General features: G+C 71.7%; 15 protein-coding genes and 1 tRNA gene. 7 read left to right on the top strand and 9 right to left on the bottom strand.

Annotated features, from left to right (window positions below; translation table 11 throughout):
* Window positions 1–12 precede the first annotated feature (12 nt).
* The 7 genes from ACRYCC_RS10390 to galU all read right to left on the bottom strand — a co-directional run bounded on the left by ACRYCC_RS10390 (window position 13) and on the right by galU (window position 4,807).
* Window positions 13–86, bottom strand: a tRNA-Ala gene (locus ACRYCC_RS10390).
* A 54-nt stretch (window positions 87–140) separates the two neighbouring features.
* A complete protein-coding gene (gene sepX, locus ACRYCC_RS10385; protein ID WP_433810696.1) occupies window positions 141–737 on the bottom strand; it encodes a divisome protein SepX/GlpR in 597 nt (198 codons plus the stop codon).
* 235 nt (window positions 738–972) lie between these two features.
* Window positions 973–1,596, bottom strand: coding sequence for a GNAT family N-acetyltransferase (locus tag ACRYCC_RS10380; RefSeq protein ID WP_433812137.1), 624 nt, complete (start codon window positions 1,594–1,596; stop codon window positions 973–975).
* Between the two features lie 74 nt (window positions 1,597–1,670).
* The gene (locus tag ACRYCC_RS10375) at window positions 1,671–2,141 is read right to left on the bottom strand and encodes a MogA/MoaB family molybdenum cofactor biosynthesis protein (protein WP_433812135.1); all 471 of its coding nucleotides are present in this window, start codon (window positions 2,139–2,141) and stop codon (window positions 1,671–1,673) included.
* A gap of 26 nt (window positions 2,142–2,167) precedes the next feature.
* The gene (moaC, locus tag ACRYCC_RS10370; protein WP_433810694.1) at window positions 2,168–2,644 is read right to left on the bottom strand and encodes a cyclic pyranopterin monophosphate synthase MoaC; all 477 of its coding nucleotides are present in this window, start codon (window positions 2,642–2,644) and stop codon (window positions 2,168–2,170) included.
* A 7-nt stretch (window positions 2,645–2,651) separates the two neighbouring features.
* On the bottom strand, window positions 2,652–3,881 hold the full coding sequence (glp, locus tag ACRYCC_RS10365) for a molybdotransferase-like divisome protein Glp (RefSeq protein ID WP_433810693.1): 1,230 nt from the start codon (window positions 3,879–3,881) through the stop codon (window positions 2,652–2,654).
* Window positions 3,878–4,807 (bottom strand): UTP--glucose-1-phosphate uridylyltransferase GalU, encoded by a 930-nt coding sequence (gene galU / locus ACRYCC_RS10360; RefSeq protein WP_433810691.1) that lies wholly within the window; start codon window positions 4,805–4,807, stop codon window positions 3,878–3,880. The genes glp and galU overlap by 4 nt, the downstream gene beginning before the upstream one ends.
* Window positions 4,808–4,840: 33 nt before the next feature.
* Between galU and ACRYCC_RS10355 the strand changes: the two genes are divergently transcribed.
* The 4 genes from ACRYCC_RS10355 (at window position 4,841) to ACRYCC_RS10340 (ending at window position 8,652) form a co-directional block, all read left to right on the top strand.
* Entirely contained in the window at window positions 4,841–5,419 is a 579-nt protein-coding gene (locus ACRYCC_RS10355; RefSeq protein ID WP_433810690.1) for a 5-formyltetrahydrofolate cyclo-ligase, read from the top strand.
* 41 nt (window positions 5,420–5,460) lie between these two features.
* Window positions 5,461–6,453: an NAD(P)-dependent oxidoreductase gene (locus ACRYCC_RS10350; protein ID WP_433810688.1), complete on the top strand. Its 993-nt coding sequence runs from the start codon at window positions 5,461–5,463 to the stop codon at window positions 6,451–6,453.
* A gap of 151 nt (window positions 6,454–6,604) precedes the next feature.
* A complete protein-coding gene (locus tag ACRYCC_RS10345; protein WP_433810686.1) occupies window positions 6,605–8,191 on the top strand; it encodes a potassium/proton antiporter in 1,587 nt (528 codons plus the stop codon).
* 56 nt (window positions 8,192–8,247) lie between these two features.
* The gene (locus ACRYCC_RS10340; RefSeq protein ID WP_433810684.1) at window positions 8,248–8,652 is read left to right on the top strand and encodes an FmdB family zinc ribbon protein; all 405 of its coding nucleotides are present in this window, start codon (window positions 8,248–8,250) and stop codon (window positions 8,650–8,652) included.
* Window positions 8,653–8,747: 95 nt separating this feature from the next.
* Here ACRYCC_RS10340 and ACRYCC_RS10335 read toward each other — a convergent pair whose 3' ends face one another.
* Window positions 8,748–10,793 (bottom strand): MMPL family transporter, encoded by a 2,046-nt coding sequence (locus ACRYCC_RS10335; protein WP_433810682.1) that lies wholly within the window; start codon window positions 10,791–10,793, stop codon window positions 8,748–8,750.
* A 453-nt stretch (window positions 10,794–11,246) separates the two neighbouring features.
* On the opposite strand from ACRYCC_RS10335, the gene ACRYCC_RS10330 reads away from it, so the two are divergent.
* From ACRYCC_RS10330 to ACRYCC_RS10320, 3 genes are all read left to right on the top strand, one after another.
* Window positions 11,247–12,083, top strand: a complete 837-nt coding sequence (locus tag ACRYCC_RS10330) for an S-methyl-5'-thioadenosine phosphorylase (RefSeq protein WP_433810680.1) — start codon at window positions 11,247–11,249, stop codon at window positions 12,081–12,083.
* Window positions 12,080–12,682: an RcpC/CpaB family pilus assembly protein gene (locus tag ACRYCC_RS10325; protein ID WP_433810678.1), complete on the top strand. Its 603-nt coding sequence runs from the start codon at window positions 12,080–12,082 to the stop codon at window positions 12,680–12,682. The genes ACRYCC_RS10330 and ACRYCC_RS10325 overlap by 4 nt, the downstream gene beginning before the upstream one ends.
* A 161-nt stretch (window positions 12,683–12,843) precedes the next feature.
* A complete protein-coding gene (locus tag ACRYCC_RS10320) occupies window positions 12,844–13,257 on the top strand; it encodes an MscL family protein (protein ID WP_433810676.1) in 414 nt (137 codons plus the stop codon).
* Here ACRYCC_RS10320 and ACRYCC_RS10315 read toward each other — a convergent pair whose 3' ends face one another.
* A complete protein-coding gene (locus tag ACRYCC_RS10315) occupies window positions 13,258–14,313 on the bottom strand; it encodes a D-alanyl-D-alanine carboxypeptidase family protein (RefSeq protein WP_433810674.1) in 1,056 nt (351 codons plus the stop codon).
* Window positions 14,314–14,330: the final 17 nt, after the last annotated feature.

The following is a 14,330-nucleotide window of genomic DNA, read 5'->3' as shown; positions in this document are numbered from 1 at the left end:
GCATGAACTCGGTGGAGATGAGGGGATTCGAACCCCTGACCCCTTCGATGCGAACGAAGTGCGCTACCGGACTGCGCTACATCCCCGAGGACTCGCCAAGGTTAGCAAACCTCAGGGGGTGTTCGCGCACCTGAAGGGGATCAGTCACCGACGGCGCGGAGCTGATCGGTGTACTGGTCGAAGACCTCGCCGGCGCGGCTGCGGGCGGTGAGGTCGATGACCTCTGCCCGATCGGCCTCTTCGGCCTCCCGGGCCTCCTCGGCCAGCCGCCTCTCACGTTCCAGCGCCCGGGCCTCCAGACGCGCCAGGGCGGCCTCGCGGCGCCGGGCGGCGTCCATGCCCGCGGCGACCCGCAGCAGCGACAGGTGACCGCCCAGCAGGCCGATCGGGGGCAGCGCCGCCCACCAGGGGGCGAGGCCGGCGATCACGATTCCGGCCATGACGAGGACGAGCAGGACCAGGCCCGAGGTGCGCCGCCGGCGGCGGGCGATGACGGCCGCCCGGCCGTTGCGCCGCCGCGGCTGCCTCTCCTCGATGACGGGGTCCTCGTCGTAGGCGGTGGGGTCGTGCGGCTCGTCCGCCGCAGGCTCGTCCGCCGCAGGGTCGTCCGGGGTGCCGGACCGGCGGTGGAGCAGGCGGGTGAAGCCGGGGGCGTCGGCCTCCCGGCGCAGCCACATGGGCACCAGGACCCCGGCCCAGACGGCGACGATCGCGAGGTACAGGAGAGTGCTACTCATCGGCGCTCCCCTGGGCACGCCAAGGAGCGCTGCTGACCTTGGGCGCACACATGCTCACGTCCCGCACGGTAGGACCCACTGTCAGCCGTTGACGAGTATTAGGGGCGGTGTGTCGCGAGATCGAGGGTCCAGTGGCCTGATGTTTACTCAATCTTTTCTGATCACGAGTCGGACCGTGGTGCTCATCGCAACGCTCTCCCCGGAATACGGCGGAGAAAACACGCGTGGAAAAGCCTCAGGGAGAGGTTCGCGGAAAGGCCTGTTTGGCGCTCGCCAGCCAGCGTGCCCGCAGCCCGCCGGGCACGTCCTCGACGGTGAGCGCGTAGCAGAGGTGATCCCGCCAGGCGCCGTCGATGTGCAGTTGCCGGCGGCGCAGGCCCTCTTCCCGGAATCCGAGCTTCTCCACGACGCGCCGGCTGGCGGTGTTCTCCGGCCGGATGTTCGCCTCGACCCGGTGCAGCCCCACGGTGAAGAAGCAGTGGTCGACGGCGAGCGCGACCGCCGTGGGGATCACTCCGCGGCCGGCGACGAGCCGGTCGACCCAGTAGCCGATCTGTGCGGACCGGGCGGATCCCCACACGACCGCGCCGATGGTCAGCTGGCCCGCGAACTGCCCTTCGTAGGTCACCACCCATGGCAGGGCCAGGCCCTGCCGGGCCTCCCGGCGCATCGTGTTGGCCATGCTGAAGTACGGCCCGAGGCCGCTGCGGAACAGCGGGGTCTCCGGATTGGTCGGCTCCCACGGGCGCAGCCACTCGGCGTTGCGCACGCGTACGTCACGCCACGCCGCGGAGTCGCGCAGCCGAAGCGGCCGGAGTCCCACGGCGCCTTCGGAAAGGGTTACCGGCCAGCCGCGCAAACGTTCCACAGGTCCAATGATTCCCTGGTCGGCGGGCACTTGGCCATCACGGGTTGATAACCAGATGCCCGCGGTCACTCCGGCCGTGAATGGTCCCCGCCGCCGATCTGGTCCACCGCGTGGGACAAGACCGGACCCAGCACCGCCATTCCGTCCCGTACACCCCCGGCGGACCCGGGCAGGTTCACTATCAGAGTACGCCCGGCGACCCCGGCGACACCACGGGAGAGGATCGCGGCCGGCACCTTGTCGCGGCCCGCGATCCGGATCGCCTCGGCGATCCCGGGGATCTCCCGGTCGACGACTCTGCGGGTCATCTCGGGGGTGAGGTCCTGCGGGGTGAGCCCGGTGCCGCCGGTCGTGACGACGACGTCGTACCTGGCCTCGACCGCCTCGCGGAGGATGTCCTCGACCGCGTCGCCGTCGGGGATCACCACGGGCCCGTCCACCTGGCAGCCGGCGGCCCACAGCAGATCGACCAGCACCGGCCCGGACCGGTCGTCGTAGACCCCCGCCGCCGCCCGGTTGGACACCGTGACGGCCATCGCCCTGATCGTGGTCGGCACGGAGGTCACTCTCCTCGCCGCCAGACGCCGGTCTTGCCGCCGGTCTTCTCCTCGACCCGTACGTCCGTGATCACCGCGGCGGGGTCCATCGACTTGACCATGTCGATGAGGGTGAGCGCGGCGACCGACACCGACGTCAGTGCCTCCATCTCCACCCCGGTCCGGTCGGCCGTGCGGACGGTGGCGGTGATCGCCACGCCCTCGTCGGTGACGGCGAGCGTGACCGCCACGCCGTGGACGGCGATGGGGTGGCACAGCGGTATGAGGTCCGGGGTGCGCTTGGCGCCCTGGATGCCGGCGATCCGGGCCACCGCCAGCGCGTCGCCCTTGGGCACGTCGCCGCCGCGCAGCGCCACCACGCAGTCGGGCGCCAGCCGTACGAAGCCGGTCGCGGTGGCGGTACGGGCGGAGATCTCCTTGGCCGAGACGTCGACCATCCGCGCGGCGCCACCCTCGTCGAGATGAGTGAACTCTGTATTCATGAGGCACTCATCTTGGCAGCCTGAGCACCTCGACGCGCGACCCCGCGGCAAGAAACTCCTGGTCCTCGCCGAGGACGATGAGCGCGTCGGCGGTCGCGAGCGAGCCCATCTGGTGCGAGCCCTGCCCCTCCGCGGGGTCGATCACGTAGCCCTGGCCGGTGTACGACAGGACTCCGCGCACATAGTGCCGCAGGCCCGCCGGTGATCGAAGGTCCTGGGTCACGGCGGCGGTCAGGGTGTCGGGCGGTTCGGGCGGAAGGCCCTGCAGGGCGCGCAGCGCGGGCCGTACGAACACCTGGAACGAGACGTAGGCGCTCACCGGGTTGCCGGGCAGGGTGAAGATCGGAGTGCCGGTGTCGCCGATCAGGCCGAAGCCCTGGGGCTTGCCCGGCCTCATCGCGACCTTGGTGAACTCGACCGGGCCCGCCTGCCGCCCGGAGGCCGTGGAGAACGCCTCCTTGACCACGTCCCGGGCGCCCATCGAGACGCCTCCGGAGGTGACGAGGGCGTCGGCGCGCGCCAGCTGGTCGTGCACGATCTCCAGCACCTTGCCCGGGTCGTCGCCCACGGTCTGCTGGCGGTAGCCCACTCCGCCCGCCTCCGCCACCGCGGCGGTGAGCATGAAGCTGTTGGAGTCCCAGATCTGCCCCGGCGCCAGCGGCGCGCCGGGCTCGCGCAGCTCGCTGCCGGTGGAGAGGACCACGACCCGCGGCTTGGGCCGGACCAGCACCCGCGAACGCCCCAGGGACGCCAGCATGCCGAGCTGCGCCGCCCCCAGCCGGGTGCCGGGCGGCACGACGACCTGGCCCTGCGGGACGTCCTCACCGGCCCGCCGGATGTAGTTGCCGGCCGGGGCAGGCCGGTCGATCCGGACCTGGACCGTTCCGCCGTCGGTCCACTCGACCGGTACGACGGCGTCGGCGCCGCCCGGCATCGGCGCGCCGGTCATGATCCTCGTGCACAGGCCGGGCCGGATCCCGTTGACGCCGTGGTCGCCGGCGAACACGTCGCCGACGACCTGCAGCACCACCGGGGCGGCGGGCGAGGCCGAGGCCAGGTCGGCGGCGCAGACCGCGTAGCCGTCCATGGCCGAGTTGTCGAAGGGCGGCAGGGGTACGGGCGCCGGCACCGTCTCGGCGAGGACCCCTCCCTGGGCCTCCAGCAGCGCGAGGTCGAGCGGCGCCAGCGGGGTCAGCGCCCCGAGGATGGCGGCCAGGTGCTCGTCGACGCTCTTCATGCCCCGGCGGCGCCTTCGGTGCCGACCTCGTGGGTGCGCACGAACTCCCGCAGCCAGGGCAGGAACTCGGGGGCGAGATCGGGGCGCTCGGCGGCGAACTGCACCACCGTGCGCAGGTACTCCAGCTTGTTGCCGGTGTCGTAGCGGCGGCCGCGGAACAGGACGCCGTGCACCTGGCCGCCCTCACTCCCGGGCATGCCGGCCAGCGTGCGCAGCGCGTCGGTGAGCTGGATCTCGCCACCGCGGCCCGGCGGGGTCTTCTCGAGCACGTCGAACACCGCGGGGTCGCAGATGTACCGGCCGATGATGATCCAGTTGCTGGGCGCCTCGTCCACGGCGGGCTTCTCGACCAGATCGGTGATCCGGACGACGTCGTCCTCGCCGACGGGCTCGATCGCGGCGCAGCCGTACGAGGAGACGTGCTCGGGCTCGACCTCCATGAGCGCGACGACGCTGCCGCCGTACCGCTGGCGTACCTCGATCATGCGGGTGAGCAGGGCGTCCCGGGCGTCGATCATGTCGTCGCCGAGCAGGACCGCGAAGGGCTCGTGGCCGACGTGCTGGCGCGCGCAGTGCACCGCGTGGCCGAGACCCTTAGGCTCACCCTGCCGTACGTAGTGCATGACCGCCAGGTCGCTGGACTCACGGACGGACGCGAGACGCTCCTCGTCGCCCTTGACCCGGAGCGCCTCCTCGAGCTCGTAGGCCCGGTCGAAGTGGTCCTCGATGGACCTCTTGCTCCGGCCGGTGACCATGAGGACGTCGGACAGGCCCGCCGACACGGCCTCCTCCACGACGTATTGGATCGCGGGCTTGTCGACGATCGGGAGCATCTCTTTGGGGGTCGCCTTGGTGGCGGGCAAGAATCGAGTACCGAGCCCGGCCGCCGGGACGACCGCCTTCAGTACTGGTGCGAAGTCGGCCATGCACAGACCCTAGTCAACCGCGAGGAGTCGCACGTGCAGGACATCAGCTCGAAACGGACCCTTCGCGAGGCCGTTCTCTCCGCCCGCGACAGGCTGACCACGGCGGAACGCGCCGCGGCGGGCCGGGCGCTGCGTGACGCACTTCTCGTCCGCCCGGAGGTCGAGATGGCCGCGAGTGTCGCGGCGTACGTCTCGATCGGCACCGAACCGGAGACCCACAGCCTGCTGTTCGCGCTGTGGAAGCGCGGCACCTATGTCCTGCTCCCCCGGCTGCTGCCGGACGGCGACCTGGACTGGGCCTCCTACGAGGGCCCCGACTCGCTGGCCCCGGGCCCGTACGGCCTGCTGGAGCCCACCGAACCACCGCGCGGGACGGCGGCCATCTCGGCCGCCGACGTGGTGATCGTCCCGGCGCTGGCGGTCGGCCGGACGGGCATGCGGCTGGGCCGGGGCAGTGGATCGTACGACCGCGCGCTGGCCCGGGTCGGGCCCGGCATCCTCACCGTGGCCCTGCTGTACGACTCCGAGCTCGTGGACGAGGTGCCCGCCGACCCGCATGACCAGCGGGTACGCGCGGTGGTGACCCCGGCCGGGGGGTTCCGGCGCTTCTAGGCCATTTCGAACTGCCCGGAAGGTCGGCATAGGGTCATGACGTGACCGATACGAGGCCATGGCGGGTGCTGGCGCTGCCCCCGCTCGGTGAAGAGCTGCTGCGGCGCATGGTCGCCCCGCTCGGCGACTCCGTGTCGCTGTCGCTGCCCGCCACCCGGGACGGCGCGGGACTGCACGCGGCGCTGGCCGACGCCGAGCTGGTGATCGGTGACTTCACGGGTCAGCTGGCCCTGGACGCCGCGGCGGTGGCCGCGGCGCCGCGTCTGGCGTTCGTGCAGATGCCGAGCGCCGGGGTGGACAGCTGCGACCTGCCCGCGCTGACGGCGGCCCGGGTACCGGTGGCCAACACCGCCGGCGCCAACGCGCGGTCCGTGGCCGAGTGGGCGGTGGGGGCCGCCTTCGCGCTCTGCCGCCGGCTGGCCTGGGGCGACCGGCGGGTCCGCGCCGGGGAGTGGCCGCAGTCGGAGCTGCTGGCCTGGGGCGCCCGGGAGATCCACAGCCAGCGGGTGGGGATCCTCGGATTCGGCGCGATCGGGGCCGAGGCCGCCAGGCTGTTCGGCGCGCTCGGCTGCTCGGTGTCGTACTGGTCCCGGACGCCGCGGACCGGCGTCGGCCCGGTCTACCAGGAGCTCGACGACCTGCTCGGCTCCTCCGACCTGCTGGTGGTGGCGCTGCCGCTGACCCCGGAGACGGCCGGGCTGCTGGGACCTGAGCGCCTCGCCCTGCTTCCGGCCCGCGCGCTGGTGATCAACGTCGCCCGCGGCGGCATCGTCGACGAGTCCGCGCTGTGCGCCGCGCTGGACGAGGGCCGGCTGGGCGGCGCCGCGCTGGACGTCTTCGACGACGAGCCGCCGGCCGGTTCCCCGCTGCTGGCCCAGGAGGACGTGCTGCTCGCCCCGCACGTGGCGGGCGGCACAGGCCAGGCTCAGCTGAACATCCTCACCCAGGTGGTGGAGAATCTCAGCGCCGCCGCGGCCGGCCGCCCGGTGAAGAACGTGGTCAACGGGCTTCCGCCGGAGATCCGCCACCGCTGACCGCCTGCCCCGGCCGGCCCTGCCCGTACGGCCGTGCGTGCCCGCCCGCGCCCCGGCCCGGTGGCACCGCGGACGGTCGCGGAGATCACGGGACGCATGGGTTCGTTGCGTTCTGTGGCAGTGTTTCGGACAGGACCGGGAGGAGGTGCGCGTGCGGCTCGATGTGTTGCTGCTGCTGGGGGCGGCCGTGGTGCTCGTCTCCATCGTGGCCGTGCGCCTCTCGCACCGGGCCGGGCTCCCGAGCCTGCTGATCTACCTCGCCTTCGGGCTGCTGCTCGGGGAGTCCGGGGCCGGCATCCGGTTCGACGACCCGGCGATCGCCCAGACACTCGGCCTGTCCGCACTGGTGATCATCCTGGCCGAGGGTGGCATCACGACCAGCTGGCGGCACGTGCGCCCGGGGGTGCCCGCCGCGCTGTCCCTCGCCACGGCCGGCTGCGCGATCAGCATCGTCGTCGTCGCCGTGGCCGTGCACACGTTCCTCGGCAGCGACTGGCGGCTGTCGCTCCTGGCCGGGTCGGTGCTGGCGCCCACCGACGCGGCGGCGGTGTTCTCGGTGCTGCGCCGCCTGCCGTTGCCGTCCCGGCTGTCCGGCGTCCTCGAGGCCGAGTCGGGCTTCAACGACGCGCCGGTCGTCATCGTGGTCATCATGCTCAGCGCCGCGGACTACGCCGTGCCGAACCTCTTCCTGCTGCTCGGGATGATGGTGTACGAGCTCGCCGCGGGGGCCGTGATGGGGCTGGTCATCGGCTGGCTGGGGGCGTACGCCCTGCGCCGGATCGCGCTGCCGGCCTCCGGTCTCTACCCGATCGCGGTGCTCTCGCTGGTGGTCGCCTCCTACGGCGCCACCAACCTGCTGCACGGCAGCGGATTCCTGGCGACCTACGTGAGCGCGCTGGTGCTCGGCAACGCCCGGCTGCCGCACGGCCCCGCCACCCGTGGCTTCGCCGAGGGGATCGGCTGGCTGGCCCAGATCGGCCTGTTCATCATGCTGGGCCTGCTGGCCTCGCCGTCGGATCTGCCCGGCCAGATCGTGCCCGGGCTGGTCACCGGGTTCGTGCTGATCCTGGTCGCCCGGCCGGTGTCGGTGCTCCTCTCGACGCTCGGCTTCCGGATCCCCTTCCGGGAGAAGGTCTTCATGTCATGGGCGGGCCTGCGCGGAGCGGTCCCCATCGTGCTGGCCACCGTGCCGATGACCGAGGACGTGCCGGGGGCGGGCCGGCTGTTCGCCCTCGTCTTCGTCGTCGTGGTGGTCTTCACCCTGCTCCAGGGGCCGACGCTCCCGCTGGTGGCACGGTGGTGCAAGGTCATCACCGACGGTGAGGCCCGGGAGCTGGACGTGGAGGCGGCGCCGCTGGAGGCCCTGCACGCCGACCTCCTGGAGGTCCGCATCCCGGCGAGCTCCCGGTTGAGCGGCGTGGAGCTGTTCGAGCTGCGGCTGCCGCCGAAGGCCTCGATCACCTTGATCGTCCGCAACGACCGCAGCTTCGTGCCGGAGCCCACCACCACCTTGCGGGCGGGCGACACGCTGCTGGTCGTGGCCGCGACCGAGGTGCGGGAGGCCGCCGAGCGGCGGCTGCGCGCGGTCAGCCGGCGCGGCAAGCTGGCCGGCTGGTTCGGCGAGCAGGGTCTCTCGGAGCCGGAGATGCAGGAATCGGCCGGGCGTGAACGCGCGTTCCGTATGAGTAACCTGCTGAGGCCCGCGGGTTCCAAGGTACGGCGGCGCCGGTACCATTAGCAGTCGATAGACGTGAGTGCCAGCCCCGTGCTGGGTTGCACAAATAGGAGGAAGCCGTGCCGACCTACCAGTACGCCTGTACCGCGTGCGAAGAGCGGCTCGACGTCGTGCAGAAGTTCAGCGACGACGCCCTGACCGAGTGCCCCCAGTGCGGCGGCCGGCTGCGCAAGATCTTCTCGCCCGCCGGGATCATCTTCAAGGGGTCGGGCTTCTACCGGACCGACAGCCGCGGCTCCAGCAAGACCCCCGCGACGACCGCCGCCGCGGACAAGAAGGCCGAGTCCGCGACCTCTTCGGCCGGCTCGTCGGGCTCCTCCGACTCCTCCTCGTCCTCGTCCTCGTCCTCCTCCTCGGACGGCTCTTCGGGCTCCTCGTCCGCCGGTTCCTCCTCTGGTTCGTCCTCCTCGGGCAGCGGCTCCTCCAGCGGTTCTTCCAGCGGCTCTTCCGAAAAGGTCGCCTGACCCTCCAGCCCCGCAGGCAGAAACCCGGCACAGGTCCGAGGACCTGGCCGGGCTTCGCCGGGTACGGCTCCGTACGAGGGCATGGGCCCCCGTGATCAGCCGACGGGCTGGAGGATCTTGGACTCGGGTCCGCCCACCTCCGGCTCCTCGCGGGCGAGCCTGCTCGGCGCCCAGATGCGGTGGCCGAGGTCGAAGGCCAGCGCGGGCAGCAGCAGTGACCGCACGACGACGGTGTCCAGCAGCACACCGAAGGCCACCACGAACCCCATCTCGACCATGCCCACCAGCGGCAGGGTCGTCAGCGCCGCGAACGTCGCCGCCAGCACCAGGCCGGCAGAGGTGATCACACCGCCGGTGACGGTCAGCCCGCGCAGCACGCCCCGCCGGGTGCCCAGGGCCTGCGACTCCTCCCGGACCCGGGTCATGAGGAAGATGTTGTAGTCCACCCCCAGCGCCACCAGGAAGATGAACGCCAGCAGCGGGAAGCCGGCGTCGGTCCCCTCGAAGCCGAACAGCTTGTCGAACACCAGGCCGCTGATGCCCAGCGACGCCGCGAACGACAGCACCACGGTGACCATCATCAGCAGCGGCGCGACGATCGACCGCAGCAGCAGGACCAGGATCACGAACACCACGAGCAGCACGATCGGGATGATCAGCTTGTTGTCGTGCGCCGCGGCCCGTTCGATGTCGAGCGTCGAGGCGGTCTGCCCGCCGACCTTGGCGTTCAGCGGATGGACGGTCGTACGCAGCCGGTCGATGGTGTCCCGGGCCGCCTTGCCGTCGGCCGCGACCTTGAGTACGGCCTCGTACTGCACATGGCCGCCGGCGGTCACGGGCTCGCTGACCTCGGCCACGCCGGGCGTACGGGCGACCGCGTCGCGCAGCGGGCCGGCATTGGACGCGTCACCGATGATCACTGCCGGCGCGCCGCTGCCGGCCGGGAAGTGCCGGCTCACGACGGCCTCGCCGGCCACCGAGTCGGGCTTGGAGACGAACTGCCCGGCGTTGGACAGGCCGTTGGCGTGCAGGGAGGTCAGGCCGAAGGTCATCGCGATCAGCGCGGCGGCGGTGACCGTCCAGATCAGGCGCGGACGGGCGCTGACCAGGGTGGCGACCCGTGCCCAGACCCCGTGCTCCTTGTCGTAGGCGTCCGGGTTGGCGTACGCGGTGTCGAAGCGCGGCACCTTCGGCCAGAAGATCGCACGCGGCAGGGTGACCAGCAGGGCCGGCATCAGGGTGGTCATCGCGGCCAGGGCGCAGATGACGCCCACCGCGGAGACCGGCCCGAGCCCGGCGGTGGAGTTCAGGTCGGCGGCCATCAGGCACAGCAGGCCGATCGCCACGGTGGCGGCGCTGGCCAGGATGGCCGGACCGGCGCGGTGCAGCGCGAAGGCCATCGCCTCGTGCTTGTCCTGGTGCCGGTGGAGCTCCTCGCGGTAACGGGCGATCAGGAGCAGCGCGTAGTCGGTGCCCACCCCGAACACCAGGACCGGGAGGATGCCGCCGCTCTGCCCGTTCACCGTCAGGCCGGCGTGCTCGGCCAGCAGGTAGACCACGCCCATGGCGACCGAGAGGGAGCAGACCACGGTCAGGACCGGGACGATCCACAGGGCCGGGCTCCGGTAGATCAGCAGGAGCAGCACGATGACCACGATTCCGGCGGCCATCAGCAGGAAGCCGTCGAGGCTCTCGAAGACCTTGATCTGGTCGGCGGCGCCGCCGACCGGCCCGGTGACGTGGGTGGTCAGACCGGGCGGGCCGCGCTTGACGACGTCACGTGCCGGGTCGGTGAAGTCGATGACCTTCTCTCCGGTGACCGGGACCAGGGTTTCCAGCGCCTTGCCGTCCTTGGACGGGAACGGCCCCTGCGCGGGCCCCGTGACACCGGGAAGCTGCGCGAACCTGGCCGCGTCGGCCTGCGCCTGGGCGCGGTCCGCCGGGGTGATTCCGCCGGAACGCTCGTAGACCACCACGGCCAGCGCGGTGTCGGACGAGCGGAAGTGCTCGGCCAGCTTGACCACCTGCGTGGACTCCGCGGCCTCCGGCAGCCATGCCGCCGCGTCGTTCTTCTCCGCGCCCTGCAGTTTCCCGGCGAACGAGCCGAACACCATGATGAGGATCAGCCACACAACGAGCATGAGCCATTTCGAACGACGGCCGGCCGGTATGGCCGCCAACGATCCTGCTCCGGGGGGACTACTCATGATCTCTCCTGCGCTCCTGGATCGAGATATGTCGTAAGGTGGCTTCAGAGTGTCTCGGCTTCCGAGAGTTGTCAAGTACTATCGCGTTTCGGTCTTCATCACCCTCCCCCTCCTCGAATCCTCCCGGCACGATCGCGCGTCGGCATCACGCTTGGGGAGGCACCCGCGCTACGCCTCGCGTATGAGACCCGGGCCGGATCTGCACCCCGAGCGGTAGCCACGGCCTGCTCCTCGCGCCATCTGCATTGCCCCGGCTCGCCCCGACTTGCCCCGGCTAGTCCTGGGGTCCTCCGCCCGGTGCCCGCGTCCCGGCCGGCCGCCCGCCCGGTTGTCCACAACCTGGGGAGGGGCTCCCGCCGGGCCGGCCGGGCTGGCTAGGGTCGCCGTATGCCCTCCTCAACGCCCCTTTCACCGTCGTCCTCACGGCCCTCGGCCGAGATCGGCGTCATCGGCGGTTCCGGTTTCTACTCCTTCCTCGACGACCTCGAGGAAGTGACCGTCGACACGCCCTTCGGGCCGCCCAGCGACCCGATCTCCATCGGGGAGGTCGGCGGCCGGCGGGTGGCCTTCCTGCCCCGCCACGGCCGGGATCACCGCTTCCCTCCGCACCGGATTCCCTACCGCGCCAACCTCTGGGCGCTGCGCTCCCTCGGCGTCGGCCAGGTGCTGGCCCCCAGCGCGGTCGGCTCGCTCACCGTCGACTACGAGCCCGGCACGCTGGCGGTGCCCGACCAGCTCGTCGACCGCACCCACGGCAGGTCCCAGACCTTCTACGACGAGGGCGCGGTGCATCTGTCGTTCGCCGATCCCTACTGCCCGGCCGGGCGCAACACCGCGCTCAGCACGGCCCGCGCCGCCGGCTGGGATCCGGTCGACGGCGGCACCCTCGTCGTCGTCGAGGGGCCGCGGTTCTCCACCCGGGCCGAGTCACAGTGGTACGCGGCGCAGGGCTGGACGCTGATCGGCATGACCGGGCATCCCGAGGCCGTGCTGGCCCGGGAGCTGGCGCTGTGCTACATCCCGATGTGCCTGGTGACCGATCTCGACGCCGGCATCGAGGAGGGCGAGGGCGTCACCATGGAGGAGGTGTTCCGGGTCTTCGGCCAGAACATCGAACGGCTGCGCACCCTGGTCGGCCAGATCGTCACCGCGCTCCCCGTCACTCGCGACTGCTCATGCCCGCGGATGCTGGACGGCATCAAGCTTCCCCTGGAGCTCCCGTGAAGGCCGGGTTAGCCCGCTTCAGGCGGCCGCTCGCCGCCGCCTTCGCCGCGGCCGCGGTGGGCCTGGCGGTGCCTGCCGCGCGCCCGCCCGCGCCGGCCTCGGTGCCGGTCCTGGTGGCGGCGCGCGACCTGGCGGGCGGGGCGACCCTGCACGGCGGCGACCTGCGGCCGGTCGCGGTCCCCGCCGCGCTGGTGCCCGACGGGGCGGTACGGTCCGGAGCGGCCGGCCGCCTGCTCACCGGGCCGCTGCGCCGGGGAGAGCCGCTGACCGACGTACGGCTGGCGGGCGGTGACCTGCTCGACGGCTACGGCCCCGGCACGGTCGCCACCCCGGTCCGCATCGCCGACGCGGGCGCCGTGCGGCTGCTGCATCCCGGTGACCGGATCGACGTCCTGGCCGCCGCGCAGTCCCCGGAGGGGGCGATCTCACCTGGCCGGGCCCGGGCCGTGGCGCAGGGCGTGCCCGTCCTCGCCGTGCCGCGCGCGGCCACCGGGGCGGCCGGCGACCAGGGAGCCCTCCTCGTGCTGGCCACCAGCAGGGATCAGGCGGCCATGCTCGCCGGCGCGGGCGGCGTGCTGTCCATAGCGATCGTCTCCTGACACCCGTCCGATGGTCATCTGTTCAGCGCTACGATGATCAACTCGGTGGCGTCCAGGAAGTTCCGCTGGAGCTCGCCAGAATGTCCGAATTCTCGTAATCAACGCGCTTTCGCAGGGTAAAAAGGCGGCCGTACCATCCCCTACCCCCCAGGAGTCCCGCCATGGGCGGCTTCAAGAAGTTCCTGATCCGCGGAAATCTCGTCGACCTCGCGGTCGCATTCGTCGTAGGCGCGGCCTTCGCCGGGCTGGTGAAGGACTTCGCGACCTCGTTCATCTCCCCGCTGCTGGCACTGTTCGGCGGCAAGCCCGACTACACCAGGCTGGCCTTCACGATCAACGGCACGAAGTTCCCGTACGGGGTCTTCCTGACCTCCGCGCTGACCTTCGTCATCACCGCCGCGATCGTCTACTTCCTGGTCGTCCTGCCGACGAGCAAGCTGCTCGAGCGGCTCGACCGGGGCAAGGAGGCGGCCGAACGCGACTGTCCCCAGTGCCTCGGCTCCATTCCGGCCAAGGCCCGGCGGTGCCAGTTCTGCACGTCCGAGGTCGTCCCGGCCAACGAGTTGCCGGTCTGATCAGTATCCGGGATCGGCGATGGCCTGCCCCCTGCCGGCCTTGTACTCCCAGTGCCAGGGCTCGAACGGGCTCGAGTAGGCCCAGCTCGGATGGAACCAGCCGTACTTCTGCGAATTGGCGACCAGCCAGTTGAACGGGACCGAGCCCTGGTTCTGTACCCCGCCGCAGATGTCGAGGGCCGTGCCCAGGCCGTGATTGCTACGGCCGGGCACGGCCGCGAACCCCGGCCGCTGGGAGTAGATGCGCTGCTGGTCGCCGAGGCTCCGGTAGGAGTCGCGCAGGCACATGTCGTGCTTGAAGCGGGCTTTGAAAGCGGCGTTGAGCTTGAAGAACGCCAGCGCCGCGTCAGCCCGCAACTGCCGGTTCGGCTGCGGTAGCCGGCAGAGGTAGCGCGCCGGGATCAGTCCGTTGGGGAACCTTCGCGCGTTGGCGACGAGGGCCGGATCGCAGGACGCCGCGAGCCTGCCGGCACCCGACAGCTTGCCGAGCGACTGCGTGAGCTGCTGGGTGATGCGCACCGACTTCGCCTTCAGCGCGTCGATCTGCCGCTGCACCTTCGCCTGCTCGACGCCGTTCTTCGACTGCAGGTCCTGTGCCGTGGCGGCGAGCTGTTCGCGGCGCTTCCGCAGATCAGCCGCCCGCTTGACCAGCGCGTTCTGCCCCTCGGCGAGGTGGGCCAGGTCGGCGGCGGCACTGAGCGCCCCCTGGGGATCACCGCTGCTGAAGATCGCCATCGAGCCGTTCGCACCGCCCTGATAGGCGGCGTTGGCGAGGCGGGCGAGCGGTTCGCGGATCCGGTTGAGATCGGTGTCGGCCACCCCCAGATCCGCCAGCGTGGTCTTGAGCGTGGCCTGGGACTTCTCCAGCACGCGGCGGCGGTTGTCGAGCTGCTTGGTCGCCTTCTCCAGATCCGTACGCGCCTTGGCAGCCTGTTTGCGCAGCTCTTCGACGGTGCCGGGGCCGGACTGCCGAGCAGCGGCGTGTGCCGGTGCCGAGACCAGCGACGCCGCGACCGTGATGACCGCGAGCAGCACCGCCGACCGGGGGGTCCGCACGTGGGGGGTCCTTCCGA

Origin of the sequence: Actinomadura scrupuli, from assembly GCF_050971785.1 — a bacterium.
In the GTDB taxonomy this organism is placed as follows: domain Bacteria; phylum Actinomycetota; class Actinomycetes; order Streptosporangiales; family Streptosporangiaceae; genus Actinomadura_E; species Actinomadura_E scrupuli.
The sequence above is the reverse complement of the archived record's forward strand: the minus strand, read 5'-3'. Positions and strand labels throughout refer to the sequence as shown.